Genomic DNA, 13,279 nt, shown 5'->3' on the forward strand with positions numbered 1-13,279 from the left:
GACGGCTAGTCATGTCTGTACAGGAAGCGCTGCCGCTGGGCGGCCTTGCGACCGGGCAGCCCGGTGATTTTCGCGCCGACCATGTGCTGGTGGCCGAGATGGTCAAGCCGGGCTCGAAGGTGCTCGACGTCGGGTGTGGCGAAGGCGACCTGCTCCAGCTGCTGGAAACCCGCGGCATCGACGGCCGCGGCATCGAGCTGTCGCGCGAGGGCGTCAACCGCTGCGTCGCCAAGGGTCTTGCGGTGGTGCAGGGCGATGCCGACACCGACCTCGTGAATTATCCGGATGACGCCTTTGACTACGTGATCCTGTCGCAAACCTTGCAGGCGACGCGGCAGCCCAAGGTCGTGCTCGAGAATCTCTTGCGCATCGGCCGCCGCGCCATCGTGTCGTTCCCGAATTTCGGCTTCTGGAAGATGCGGCTCCAGCTCCTGATCGGCGGCCACATGCCGCGCACGGAGAACCTGCCGGCAAGCTGGTATGACACCGCCAACATCCATTTCTGCACCATCAAGGATTTCGTCGAGCTCTGCGATGCGATCGACGTCAAGATGGAACGTGCCGAGGCGCTCGACCTCTACGGCCGTCCGCTGCGGCTGCGGATGCCCTGGTGGGTGTGGAATCTGTTCGGCGAGCAGGGCGTGTTTCTGCTGACGCGCGGCGGCAGGAAGTAGTTCTTCGTCATTGCGAGCGCAGCGCTAATGCGCCGCCAGTGACCTCGGGTCGCGCACCGGCCATCTTCCCGCTTCCACCAGCGTGACGAACCGTTCCACCGTTTCGTTGAACAGCGCTGGCTCTTCGAGATTGAGGACGTGGCCGGACTTCGGAAACATGGCGAGCCCTGCCGCCGGCAGATGCTTCTTCAGGAACAGGCTTGCGCCCACGCACGGATCGTCCTCGTCGCCGCAGATGATGAGTGCCGGCGTCGTGGCCGCTCTGATCGCGTCCGTCATCGTAAAGATCGAGGGACGGCCGGCCTGGAAGCCGCGCATCGTCCGCGCCGATCCCTTGGCGTCGTGCCGCGCCAGGGCGGCATAGAAATCGGCGTGGCCGCGCGGGTCCTTCACCAGGAAGGGAATCCGGCTCGGCGCCTCGCGCGTGACTTTTGCGACTTCGGCTGAGCCGAGCATCTCGAATTGCTCCGCGTTGGCGCGGCACTGCTTGCGCCAGGCGTCGAGGTTCTCGATCTCCGAGCCTGAGCCGACGCCGGCGAGCGTCATCGACAGCGCACGTTGGGGCGCGTTGAGCCCGATCTGGAGCGACGAATAGGCGCCCATCGAGAGACCGACGAAGTGCGCGCGATCGATCTTCAGATGATCGAGCACCGCGAGCGCATCGGTATAGAAATGCGTGTAGCCGTAGACGTCGCCATCAGGCACGTCCGATGGCGTGTAGCCGCGCGCCGAATAGGTGATGCAGCGATGGCCGCGCGAAAAGTAGCGCATCTGCGGCTCCCAATTGGTGTAGTCGGCCGCGAATTCGTGCAGAAAAATAATCGGCGTGCCGGTGCCTGCTTCTTCGAAATAGAGGCGACAATTGTCCTTCGTGAGGGCGTGAGGCATCCGGTTTTCTCCCTGAGGTGGCTGCGGCATTGGAATGCCGTCCTGCGGTGGGCGCATACGACCCTAACACTTATTAATCATCGTCGAAAATCTCCGCGACCGCGTCTTGTTCTCGCCACATCAGGATACTGATACAGCCCGCGGATGTCGGCCACCGCACGGGCCGATTGGGAAGTGGGGGTGTCAACGAAGGATGAAGAATGTTCGAGTTGTTTGCGTCTCGCCTGTCGCGCTGTGTCGTCGCGCTGGCTGTTTTTTTCGCGGCGGTCGCCGCCTTCACTTCTCCGGCGTCAGCACGACCTCATCGTCATAGCGCAGAGCGCCACGCTTACGCGCATCACGCCAGCAGACATCATCATTACCGGCATGCACGCAGCTCGCGCTTCGATCGCGGCGCGGCGCAATTGCAGGCGAGCGGCTTCAGCAACACCTTCGCCAGCTATGACCCGAACGCCAATAGCGGCGGCATCGCCATGAGCGGCAGCGGTGGAATGGCTATGAGCGGCAGCGGTGGAATGGCTATGAGCGGCAGCGGTGGAATGGCTATGAGCGGCAGCGGTGGAATGGCTATGAGCGGCAGCGGTGGAATGGCCATGAGGGGCAACGCAGGAATGGTTACCAGCGATAGCGGTGGGATGATCACGAGCGCCAGCCGTCGAATCGCCACGAGGCGTGGCGGTGGGATGGCCACTAACGCGAATGACGGCGGCGTGGCCCATAGCGCCACGGGCAGCGGCGGCTTCGGTGGCGGATCGGGCCTCGTATCCGAGGCACGCCGCTATGTCGGCGGTAATCCGACCGGCCGCGGCAGCCTGTGGTGCGCGCGGTTCATGAACATGGTGCTTGAGAAGACCGGTCACCGTGGCACCGGCTCCGATATGGCGAATTCGTTCGCGCATTACGGGACGCGCGTCTCCGGTCCGCAGGTCGGCGCCATCGCAGTGATGTCGCGCGGCGGCCGGGGCGGCCATGTCGGCATCATCACCGGCGTCGACGCGCAGGGTAATCCGATCATGATCTCCGGCAACAACGGCAACCGCGTTCGCGAAGCACCAGTCTCGCGCGGCCGGATCTATGCGTATGTGATGCCGAACTGACGGCCGTCATTGCGAGGAGCGAAGCGACGAAGCAATCCAGACCGTCTCGGCAGATAGATATCTGGATTGCCTCGCTGCGCTCGCAATGACGGAGTACGTGGCGCCGGCGCCGCGTCACACCAGCTTCGGCTCTTCCAACGCAACCGCGTCGCCCACGCCGATGTCGCCGTCGGCGATCACCTCGGCATAGATGCCGCAGTCCATGTGGCCGAGATTGCTCGAGAGCGTGGTCGGGATTTCGAGATCGCGCCTGGCGGTCTCGGGGTCGACATTGGTGGCCGGGCAGCGCTTGATGCGCTTGACCACTTGCAGCCGGGCCTGTCCGATCGCGAGCGTCTGGCCGACGAGGTCGAGCTCGGACCAGGCCGGCCAGCCCTTCACGTAGAGATTGGCGCGGAAGCGCAGCGGGTGGACGGCGGCGCCGCCGAGCATGGTCTCGAGCGCGCGGACGCTGTCGAGATTGATGATGGACACGACCTTGCGGGCGACGTCGGAAAAGCTGTGGTTGCGGCCGGACAGGATCTTGGGCGGACCTTTCAGCTCCGGCTGAAAGTTCTGGCCGAAGTAGTCCTCGATGGCGGCGCGCCCGGCGGCGGTCTCGAGATCGCCGCTGGCGACGATCTGGCCGTCCTTGCGGATGGTCAGGCGGTTGATCGCGTCCTCGAACCGGCTGTCGAGCGAAGCCAGCCGCTCATTGCGCGCCAGCATCAGGAACTGGATCTTCGGCTTCCACTGCGGCTGTTCCGGATCGAAGCCGCTTGGGCCGTTCTCAATGGCGTAGCGGCGGTCGGCGGGCAGGGTCTGGCCGGCTCGCAGGGAGACGCGGGGCAGGGGCTCCGGCGTCAGGCCCTTGATCGGATAACGGTAGAGGCCGGTGATCTCGGCGGTCTGGCTGGCTGTCATTGCGCTAGGGGTCATGCCGCTACTTAGGGGATTCGGCCCATCGGCGCCAAGCGGGCGGATCTGCGCACGAAATTGTGAACTCGCCTCTTCCGGTCCGAGGCCTCGCTTCCCACATCTGGGTCAGGCCGGCGCCAGCGCCGGCTAATAACGACCGTTGCCGGTTGAGAAACGTCAATGCGGTTATCGGAAACCCAATGAAGATGCCGTTTGGAGTGCCTTTGAGGGCTCCAGGGGCAGGCCGAGGGAAAGACCACGATATGAACATCGAAAAATATACCGAACGCTCCAGGGGCTTCGTCCAGTCCGCACAGTCGCTTGCGGTGCGCGAAGGGCACCAGCAGTTTTCGACCCTGCACGTCCTGAAAGTGCTGCTGGACGACAATGAAGGCCTCGCTGCCGGCCTGATCGACCGTGCCGGCGGCAATTCCCGCGCAATCCTGAAAGCGACCGAGGACGCCCTGAACAAGGTACCGAAGGTCTCCGGCGGCGGCGCCGGCCAGATCTATCTGGCGCCTGAGCTCGCCCGCACCTTCGACGCCGCCGAAAAGGCCGGCGAGAAGGCCGGCGACAGCTTTGTCACGGTCGAGCGGCTGCTGCTCGGCCTCGCGCTGGAGAAGACCAGCGAGGCGGGCGCGATCCTGGCCAAGGGCGGCGTCACCCCGCAAAACCTCAACGCGGCGATCGAGGCGCTGCGCAAGGGCAGGACCGCGGACTCCGCCACGGCCGAGAACGCGTATGACGCGCTGAAGAAATATGCCCGCGACCTCACCCAGGCGGCGCGCGACGGCAAGCTCGATCCGGTCATCGGCCGTGACGAGGAGATCCGCCGCACGATCCAGGTGCTGTCGCGCCGGACCAAGAACAATCCCGTCCTGATCGGCGAGCCCGGTGTCGGCAAGACCGCCATCGCCGAGGGCCTGGCGCTGCGCATCGTCAACGGCGACGTGCCCGAGAGCCTGAAGGACAAGAAGCTGCTGTCGCTCGACCTTGGCTCGCTGATTGCAGGTGCAAAATATCGCGGGGAGTTCGAGGAGCGGCTGAAGGCCGTGCTGCAGGAGGTGACCGGGAGCGAGGGCAATTTCGTCTTGTTCATCGACGAGATGCACACGCTGATCGGCGCCGGCAAGGGCGATGGCGCAATGGACGCGTCCAACCTGCTCAAGCCTGCGCTCGCCCGCGGCGAGTTGCACTGCATCGGCGCCACCACGCTCGACGAGTACCAGAAGCACGTCGAAAAGGACGCGGCGCTGGCGCGGCGTTTCCAGCCGATCTTCGTCAGCGAGCCCTCGGTCGAGGACACGATCTCGATCCTGCGCGGGCTGAAGGACAAGTACGAGCAGCACCATGGCGTGCGGATCACCGATTCCGCGCTGGTCGCCGCCACGACGCTGTCCAACCGCTACATCACCGACCGCTTCCTGCCGGACAAGGCCATCGACCTCATGGACGAGGCGGCCGCGCGGCTCAAGATGCAGGTCGATTCCAAGCCGGAAGAGCTGGATTCGATGGATCGGGAAATCATCCGGCTGAAGATCGAGCAGGAAGCATTGAAGAAAGAGAGCGATGCCGGTTCGAAGAGCCGCCTGCAGACCCTGGAGAAGGAGCTGGCCGATCTCGAGGAGAAGTCCGCGGCGTTCACCGCACGCTGGAGCGCGGAGAAGAACAAGCTCTCCGACGCCCAGAAGCTGAAGGCCGAGCTCGACGGCTTACGGGTCGAACTCGCCAACGCGCAGCGGCGCGGTGAATTCCAGAAGGCCGGCGAGCTGGCCTATGGCCGGATCCCCGAACTCGAAAAGCAGCTTGCAGACATCGAGGCCAAGGAGAACTCCGGCGAGATGATGGAGGAGGCGGTCACCGCCAACCACATCGCGCAGGTGGTCTCGCGCTGGACCGGCGTGCCCGTCGACAAGATGCTGGAAGGCGAGAAAGACAAGCTCCTGCGGATGGAGGACTCGCTCGGCAAGCGCGTCGTCGGCCAGGCCGAAGCCGTACGTGCGGTCGCGACCGCCGTGCGCCGTTCGCGCGCGGGGCTGCAGGACCCGAACCGGCCGACCGGCTCGTTCATGTTCCTGGGGCCCACCGGCGTCGGCAAGACCGAGCTGACGAAAGCACTCGCCGAGTATCTGTTCAACGACGAAACCGCGATGGTCCGGCTCGACATGTCCGAGTACATGGAGAAGCACTCGGTCTCGCGGCTGATCGGCGCGCCTCCGGGCTATGTCGGTTATGACGAGGGCGGTGCGCTCACCGAAGCGGTGCGGCGCCGGCCCTACCAGGTCGTGCTGTTCGACGAGATCGAGAAGGCGCATCCTGACGTGTTCAACGTGCTGTTGCAGGTGCTCGACGACGGCCGCCTCACCGACGGCCAGGGCCGCACCGTCGACTTCCGCAACACGCTGATCATCATGACCTCGAACCTCGGTTCGGAGTTTCTGGTGAACCAGCCGGAGGGCGAGGACACCTCGGCTGTGCGCGAGCAGGTGATGGGAATGGTGCGGTCGCACTTCAGGCCAGAGTTCTTGAACCGCGTCGACGAGATCATCCTGTTCCATCGCTTGCAGAGGAGCGAGATGGGCCGGATCGTCGAGATCCAGTTCGCGCGGCTGCAGAAGCTCTTGACCGATCGCAAGATCGTGCTGACGCTCGACGCTGCGGGCCGCGACTGGCTCGCCGCCAAGGGCTGGGATCCCGCGTACGGCGCACGGCCGCTCAAGCGCGTGATCCAGCGTCACGTCCAGGATCCGCTCGCCGAGATGATCCTGGCCGGCGACGTCAAGGACGGCGATACCGTTGCGATCTCGTCCGAAGGCAACGTGCTGACCTTCAACGGCAAGGCGCCGCAGACCGCGGAGATCGCCCAGTTCGAGGCGCCGGTGTCGAAGCGGAAGCTGAACTGAGCGCCGGCAATCCAAGCCTGAAGCAAAAAGCCGCCCCGGAGAGGTCAATCTCTCCGGGGCGGTTTGTTTTGCGGGTTGTTGACGATGTTGCTGCAGCCGGAGTGTGGTCTGGCTAGGACGTGCAATCTTTGCGGTGCGGCCCTGCCGGCATATGCAATCCACCTACAATTTCGACGCGCGGGGACTTATTTCTTCGTGACCTTGTAGATCGCGTTCTCGATGTCAGAAGAGAAATAGATCGTGCCGGATTCCCCGATGCCAACGCCCGTCGGGATATGCGTCGGCAGCCCTCCGGGCGCACCGCTCAGGCCGATCGGGAGATTGGCCGCGATCTCGGTGATCGTGCCGCTCTCCGGTGCGATCTCGATCAACCGCTTCGCGCCGACCTCCGCCACGATCAGCTTGCCGTCGCTGGCGCGTGCGATGCCTTCGGGCATTTTCAGGTCCTTGGCGATGACCGTCTTCTCGCCGTTGCTTTCGATCATCGAGACGACGCCGGAAAAGGCTTCGGTGGCATAGACCTCGCCGCGCGATCCGGCGACCAGCCCGACCGGACCCTCGAGTCCGCCGATCAGCGTGGTGCGGTCCTTGCCGTGCTCGCCGCTGACGCGGACCAGCGATTTGGTGCCGAGCTCGGCCACCAGGATGCTGCCGTCCGCGAGCACGAGCGCGTCATGCGGCGCCTTGAAGCCGTGCAGCATGTCGCGCGTGGCGCCGGTCTTACCGTCGATCACCTGCACCGTGCCGGTGAACCAGCTCGACAGGACCACATCGTTGCCCTTCGCCGTCGCGCTCATCGGATATTCGAGCGTGACGCCGGCGGCGTGCATGCGGGCCTTCTCGGTGACCTCGCCGGTCGCGCCGTCCACCGTGCGATAGGCGAACACGTCGGCGACGTGGATCGTATCCTTGCCGTTCTCCGACGTGACGCCGATGCCGCCGGGCAAAGCGAGCTTGCCGATGATGACCTGCCGCGCCTGGCCGGTCGCGGGATCGACCTCCTGGATGCCGTTGTCGGCCATGTTGGAGACGTAGATCCGGTCCTTGTCGTCGATTGCGAGATTGTCCAGCGACGGCTTCAATTGCGCCATCATGGTCTTGGCGCCCGAGTTCGGATCGAGGCGGACGAGCTGGCCGAGGGCGGTGTCGACCACCCAGAGATTGCCCTTGGAATCGAAGTTCACCGCGGCCGGGACCTTGAAGCCGTCGGCGACGACGGTCAGCTCGGCCTTGTCGACGTCGACCCTTGCGACCTGCCCCTTGAACCAGAGCGGACCGTAGAGCTTGTCGTCGGGACCGAACTCGAAGCCGTTGAGGCCGCCCATCTTCTCCATGATCTGGCGCGGTGGTTTGACGCCCTCGACGTCGATCTCATAGAGCGTGTCGCCGAGGAAGACGGTGGTGGCGTACAGCCTGCCATCCTTGCGGAAGGCGAGCGAATTGATGCCGGGAAGGCCGGAAGCGAGCTTCTTGATCGGGCCGTCGCCCTTGCGCGAGTAGAGATCGCCGGCCAGGAAGCCGGTCCAGGCCATGGTGCCGTCGGGCGCGAATGCGATGTCGTCGGCCATTCCGACCGGAGCGGGGATTGCAACCTTGGCGGTACCGCCGGCGATGTCGACCTCGTAGAGCGCCGCGCCCGCGACGCTGCCGGCAAACAGATGGCCGGCCTTGTCGATCGCAAGCCCGTGCACGCCGTGGAACGCCGAGCCGGGGACGAGCTTGGTGACCTCCCAGTTTTCGGCCGAAACACTGGTGGCGGAGACAATCGCAGCAACGAAGGCTGCGCAGGCGAGCCTGTTCTTCATGGCGAGACCTCCCGTTTTTTGGAAAGTATTCGCTCCTCATGCCGCTTTGGCAAACGAAACTTGACGTTGTGATGCCGCCAGGCGAGCTCCGCGCGACAACGTCAAAACCGGATCGTGTTTGAAGATGATCGGCCGATCTCGGCCGGTCGCCGGCTTTTACCTGTTGGTGACCTGCAACGGACCGCCGGTTGCGTCCGACATCCGGGCGATGGCGCCGGCGCGGCCGCTCATCATGCCGTCGAGCCGGTCGCGCTCCTTCTCGAAGCCGGCCAGCATCGGGCCTTCCAGCGAGCGGCCGCGCGGCAGTTTCACACGGAGCGGATCGACGAAGCGGCCGTTGACTAGGATTTCGTAGTGGACGTGCGGGCCGGTCGACGCGCCGGTCGAACCGACGAAGCCAATCACCTGGCCCTGCCGCACCTTCTTGCCGGGCTCCATGCCCTTGGCGAAGGCCGACATATGGCCATAGGCGGTCTCGTAGCCGTTGTTATGCTTGATGCGGATGTATTTACCGTAGCCGCCTTCGGGGCCGGCCTTCTCGATCACGCCGTTGCCGGAGGCGAAGATCGGCGTGCCATAGGAGGTCGCCCAGTCGACGCCGGTATGCATCTTCACGTAGCCGAGGATGGGGTGACGGCGGCCGCCGAAGCCGGAGCGCATGATGGCGTTGTTGACGGGCTTGCGCACCAGGAACTTCTTCGCGCTCTTGCCGGTCTCGTCATAGTAGTCGACGACGCCGTCGTCGGGGCTCTGGTAGCGGTAGTATTTCTTGGTCTCGCCGCCGAGCGTGAGCGAAGCGAACAGCACGTCGTTCTTTTCGCTCGCCGTCACGCCTTCGTCTTCGCCGGCGTAGAACACGTCGAATGAATCGCCCGGCGCCACCTTGCGCTGGAAATCGACGTCGTAGGAGTAGATCTTGATCATGTCGTCGATGACGGGCATCGGCACTTTGTTGCGCATCGCGGTCTCGTAGATGCTCTGGTAGAGCCGCACGCCCGTGCCGTCATCGTCGTCATCGTCGTCGCTGTTGGCGTTCGCCGCCGCGTCGGCGACGGTATTCATGCTGGAAACGTCGACCGCGACGTATTTGCCGAGATCGGACAGCGCCGCGATCGCCTCGACCATGGTCTCGTTGGCGATGACGACGCGGTAGGGCTGCAGACGGGCGCCGGGGCTTGCGGGCGCCATCAGGATGCGCAGCTTCTCGCCTTCCTTCAGGCCGCCGTCGCGGCCGCGCGGACCGAGCGTCGCGGTGATCGCCTTGATCTCCTCGGCCGTGGCGCCGAGATCGCGCAGCACGCCGGCGACGCTGTCGCCCTTCTTGACCACGTGGACGCGTTCGCCGTTGGGATTGCCGCCGGTGATCTGTTCCTTGGTCTTCGGCAGCAGCGTGACATTTTCCGGCACCACGCGCGTCTCGAAGCCGGCATAGGGATCGGACGGCGACACTTCGGTGGCGTAGGCGCTTCTAATGTCGGACGGGCCGGTCGCGCCGGAGACGTCGGCCGCAGCATTGGAGAGCGCGGCGTAGCGCACTCCGCCATTGCCGCGCCAATTGGCGGCATCGCGGACCCGCATCAGGATGTCGTCGAGCGCCACCACTGCGGAAATCTTGGCTTTCGGCAGCACCTGGGAGAGGTCCTTGGTGACGAAGGAGACCTCGGCGTCGGGTTCGACGGCTTCCGGATTGTTGGGATCCTCGGATGCCGCCTTCGGATCGGAGCCGACATCGGTGAGAAGGCGCTGGGCGTTGAACGGCGGGATCTTCGCCGACAGGTCGCTCGTCGTCATCGACAGATTGCCGGCGATCCGGATGAAGGGACGTACCCGCATCACGTCGCGGTTGCCGACGCGGGCGACGGTCGAGACGCGCACGATGTTGCGCGAGGCCGTGGATTCGTTCGGCGGCGGCAGGCGGTCGCTCTTGTGCAGCGTGGCGGCGCGGTCGGCTGCGCCGAATGCGCCGCGCAGCGCGCCTTCGACGCGCTCCGGCACCTTGGCGAAGGTCATCTCGCCGTCGAGCGAAGCGAAAACGGCGCCGCCGATCAGGGCTGCGCCGCAAAGTCCGGTTAGAATTGTCCCGCTGAACCATTGCACCGAGACGCGGCGGCGATCGATGACCGCAGCTTCGGAACCATCGACGGACAGCGGCGGCTCGTGGCCGAGATCGATGATCCCGGTCTCACGCCCGTAAGCGCCGCGTGACGTCCTGTGGTTCAACCCAAGTCCCCCAATCAACGACCCGAGAGCCCGATTTCGAGCATCCCCGTTCTGAGCAGCCCTGTTTCGAGCCCCTCCTTACGCCGCCCTCTTCGGGGCGTCTCCGGAAAAGGCAAGCCGCATAGGCGTCCGCGGTCAGAAGGCCCAGATGACGGACCGGCCGAAATTACGAACAGCTAAGCGGAAAAAGATCTCTCGATGTGTCTCGAATGTCTGAAGAAGGCTGCTTCATCGGATGATCGCCTCCCTCTGACCCCACACAAACCGCCGGCAGCCCCCACTGGCATCCCTGCGATTCAAGCTTTGTCTGTATCAGAACGCCGGGGGATTGTGGCTCAAGTACGGCGCCTAATATGGAAAAGTTTCCCGAACGACTGGGCGCCAGGGGCCTTCCAGGGGCGGGGGCTCCCAGCCGCGTTCAAGGCGCCTCCATGCCGCCTCCGGACCCCCCTCGGGCCCAAACTTTTTTTGAGTTTTTTCTCCGCGCTGGCGCGATCCAGCCGCTCGGCGTCCTTCTAACCCGCTGTAATCGCGCAGATTTTTTCTACAATCCACCGTGCGACGATTTTCTGACAATGGTCGTTGACAACCCCGATGGGTGGGGCCTATAACCCGACCACTGAGCGCGGCGCCGCCGGGTCACTGACCAAGGCGAGCGAACGCGCCACTGATGCTCCTCACCTTGTTGAGTGACACAACAGTCGACGTAAGTCGATTGGAGTTCATCCATCGTCGGTAAGGGTGTCGGAACCCTTCCTCTCTGGAAGGTTGGGGCCTCCTGGTCCCGGGCTGTTTGACAAGTGAAGATGAAGAAAGAGAAACGTGGACGGCGGAGTCCTTGCGGGTCTCGCATTTAAAGAGCTTCGGCTTTTTGGATCGGGACCGGACGAAAGACTTCGGCGGTACACGTTTTAAGGTTACACCATCGTTGCCAGCGATGTGAATCGCGGGCAGCTCATCGACTTCGGTCGATGAAAAATGGTGGGACCTCGTCAAAACGTTGTGATCAGCCGGTTCAAAGTTCAAGTCCAACTTGAGAGTTTGATCCTGGCTCAGAGCGAACGCTGGCGGCAGGCTTAACACATGCAAGTCGAGCGGGCGTAGCAATACGTCAGCGGCAGACGGGTGAGTAACGCGTGGGAACATACCTTTTGGTTCGGAACAACACAGGGAAACTTGTGCTAATACCGGATAAGCCCTTACGGGGAAAGATTTATCGCCGAAAGATTGGCCCGCGTCTGATTAGCTAGTTGGTGAGGTAATGGCTCACCAAGGCGACGATCAGTAGCTGGTCTGAGAGGATGATCAGCCACATTGGGACTGAGACACGGCCCAAACTCCTACGGGAGGCAGCAGTGGGGAATATTGGACAATGGGCGCAAGCCTGATCCAGCCATGCCGCGTGAGTGATGAAGGCCCTAGGGTTGTAAAGCTCTTTTGTGCGGGAAGATAATGACGGTACCGCAAGAATAAGCCCCGGCTAACTTCGTGCCAGCAGCCGCGGTAATACGAAGGGGGCTAGCGTTGCTCGGAATCACTGGGCGTAAAGGGTGCGTAGGCGGGTCTTTAAGTCAGGGGTGAAATCCTGGAGCTCAACTCCAGAACTGCCTTTGATACTGAGGATCTTGAGTTCGGGAGAGGTGAGTGGAACTGCGAGTGTAGAGGTGAAATTCGTAGATATTCGCAAGAACACCAGTGGCGAAGGCGGCTCACTGGCCCGATACTGACGCTGAGGCACGAAAGCGTGGGGAGCAAACAGGATTAGATACCCTGGTAGTCCACGCCGTAAACGATGAATGCCAGCCGTTAGTGGGTTTACTCACTAGTGGCGCAGCTAACGCTTTAAGCATTCCGCCTGGGGAGTACGGTCGCAAGATTAAAACTCAAAGGAATTGACGGGGGCCCGCACAAGCGGTGGAGCATGTGGTTTAATTCGACGCAACGCGCAGAACCTTACCAGCCCTTGACATGTCCAGGACCGGTCGCAGAGATGTGACCTTCTCTTCGGAGCCTGGAACACAGGTGCTGCATGGCTGTCGTCAGCTCGTGTCGTGAGATGTTGGGTTAAGTCCCGCAACGAGCGCAACCCCCGTCCTTAGTTGCTACCATTTAGTTGAGCACTCTAAGGAGACTGCCGGTGATAAGCCGCGAGGAAGGTGGGGATGACGTCAAGTCCTCATGGCCCTTACGGGCTGGGCTACACACGTGCTACAATGGCGGTGACAATGGGACGCTAAGGGGCAACCCTTCGCAAATCTCAAAAAGCCGTCTCAGTTCGGATTGGGCTCTGCAACTCGAGCCCATGAAGTTGGAATCGCTAGTAATCGTGGATCAGCACGCCACGGTGAATACGTTCCCGGGCCTTGTACACACCGCCCGTCACACCATGGGAGTTGGTTTTACCTGAAGACGGTGCGCTAACCAGCAATGGAGGCAGCCGGCCACGGTAGGGTCAGCGACTGGGGTGAAGTCGTAACAAGGTAGCCGTAGGGGAACCTGCGGCTGGATCACCTCCTTTCTAAGGATGGTTCTTCAGAAGCTTGCTTCTATCGAACCGTTTTAGAAACATCAGTGGCCAACGGTCGTCAGGATCGTTGAGCTGCATTGGCGGGATTTCGCCGTCTTCGTTTCTCTTTCTTCGCGGACGAACACGCGCTGGGGCTGCAACCTTGCAGAATCCCTGGTCCTTGACTGGATATGCGTTAGGGGCTTGTAGCTCAGTTGGTTAGAGCGCGCGCTTGATAAGCGTGAGGTCGGAAGTTCAAGTCTTCCCAGGCCCACCACACTCATCGAGT

General features: G+C 63.1%; 7 protein-coding genes, 1 tRNA gene and 1 rRNA gene. 5 read left to right on the top strand and 4 right to left on the bottom strand.

Features of this window, described 5'->3' with window-relative positions; genetic code table 11:
* Positions 1 to 11: 11 nt before the first annotated feature.
* A complete protein-coding gene (gene metW / locus IVA75_RS06620; RefSeq protein WP_007597293.1) occupies positions 12 to 674 on the top strand; it encodes a methionine biosynthesis protein MetW in 663 nt (220 codons plus the stop codon).
* Positions 675 to 698: 24 nt separating this feature from the next.
* Here the strand turns inward: metW and IVA75_RS06625 are convergent, their stop codons facing one another.
* The gene (locus IVA75_RS06625) at positions 699 to 1,562 is read right to left on the bottom strand and encodes an alpha/beta hydrolase (RefSeq protein ID WP_247285841.1); all 864 of its coding nucleotides are present in this window, start codon (positions 1,560 to 1,562) and stop codon (positions 699 to 701) included.
* A 200-nt stretch (positions 1,563 to 1,762) separates the two neighbouring features.
* Between IVA75_RS06625 and IVA75_RS06630 the strand changes: the two genes are divergently transcribed.
* On the top strand, positions 1,763 to 2,659 hold the full coding sequence (locus IVA75_RS06630; protein WP_247285842.1) for a TIGR02594 family protein: 897 nt from the start codon (positions 1,763 to 1,765) through the stop codon (positions 2,657 to 2,659).
* Positions 2,660 to 2,773: 114 nt separating this feature from the next.
* Here the strand turns inward: IVA75_RS06630 and IVA75_RS06635 are convergent, their stop codons facing one another.
* Positions 2,774 to 3,562: an MOSC domain-containing protein gene (locus tag IVA75_RS06635; RefSeq protein ID WP_247285843.1), complete on the bottom strand. Its 789-nt coding sequence runs from the start codon at positions 3,560 to 3,562 to the stop codon at positions 2,774 to 2,776.
* A gap of 257 nt (positions 3,563 to 3,819) precedes the next feature.
* On the opposite strand from IVA75_RS06635, the gene clpB reads away from it, so the two are divergent.
* A complete protein-coding gene (gene clpB, locus IVA75_RS06640) occupies positions 3,820 to 6,459 on the top strand; it encodes an ATP-dependent chaperone ClpB (protein ID WP_247285844.1) in 2,640 nt (879 codons plus the stop codon).
* Between the two features lie 185 nt (positions 6,460 to 6,644).
* Here the strand turns inward: clpB and IVA75_RS06645 are convergent, their stop codons facing one another.
* Positions 6,645 to 8,264 carry an SMP-30/gluconolactonase/LRE family protein gene (locus IVA75_RS06645; RefSeq protein WP_027565593.1) on the bottom strand — a complete coding sequence of 540 codons (1,620 nt, stop codon included), beginning with the start codon at positions 8,262 to 8,264 and terminating at the stop codon, positions 6,645 to 6,647.
* A gap of 156 nt (positions 8,265 to 8,420) precedes the next feature.
* A complete protein-coding gene (locus tag IVA75_RS06650) occupies positions 8,421 to 10,484 on the bottom strand; it encodes a M23 family metallopeptidase (RefSeq protein WP_027565592.1) in 2,064 nt (687 codons plus the stop codon).
* Between the two features lie 1,029 nt (positions 10,485 to 11,513).
* On the opposite strand from IVA75_RS06650, the gene IVA75_RS06655 reads away from it, so the two are divergent.
* Positions 11,514 to 13,002: ribosomal RNA gene (locus IVA75_RS06655) — 16S ribosomal RNA — on the top strand.
* Positions 13,003 to 13,190: 188 nt separating this feature from the next.
* A tRNA-Ile gene (locus tag IVA75_RS06660) sits at positions 13,191 to 13,267 on the top strand.
* The last annotated feature ends 12 nt before the right edge of the window (positions 13,268 to 13,279 follow it).

The sequence above is a fragment of the Bradyrhizobium sp. 134 genome (assembly GCF_023074155.1).
Lineage (GTDB): Bacteria > Pseudomonadota > Alphaproteobacteria > Rhizobiales > Xanthobacteraceae > Bradyrhizobium.

Excerpts from the sequence above, each read along its gene's own strand:
- IVA75_RS06625 (WP_247285841.1), bottom strand. The coding sequence starts at position 1,562 with ATGCCTCACGCCCTCACGAAGGACAATTGTCGCCTCTATTTCGAAGAA.
- IVA75_RS06645 (WP_027565593.1), bottom strand. The coding sequence starts at position 8,264 with ATGAAGAACAGGCTCGCCTGCGCAGCCTTCGTTGCTGCGATTGTCTCC.
- IVA75_RS06635 (WP_247285843.1), bottom strand. The coding sequence starts at position 3,562 with ATGACAGCCAGCCAGACCGCCGAGATCACCGGCCTCTACCGTTATCCG.
- clpB (WP_247285844.1), top strand. The coding sequence starts at position 3,820 with ATGAACATCGAAAAATATACCGAACGCTCCAGGGGCTTCGTCCAGTCC.
- metW (WP_007597293.1), top strand. The coding sequence starts at position 12 with ATGTCTGTACAGGAAGCGCTGCCGCTGGGCGGCCTTGCGACCGGGCAG.
- IVA75_RS06630 (WP_247285842.1), top strand. The coding sequence starts at position 1,763 with ATGTTCGAGTTGTTTGCGTCTCGCCTGTCGCGCTGTGTCGTCGCGCTG.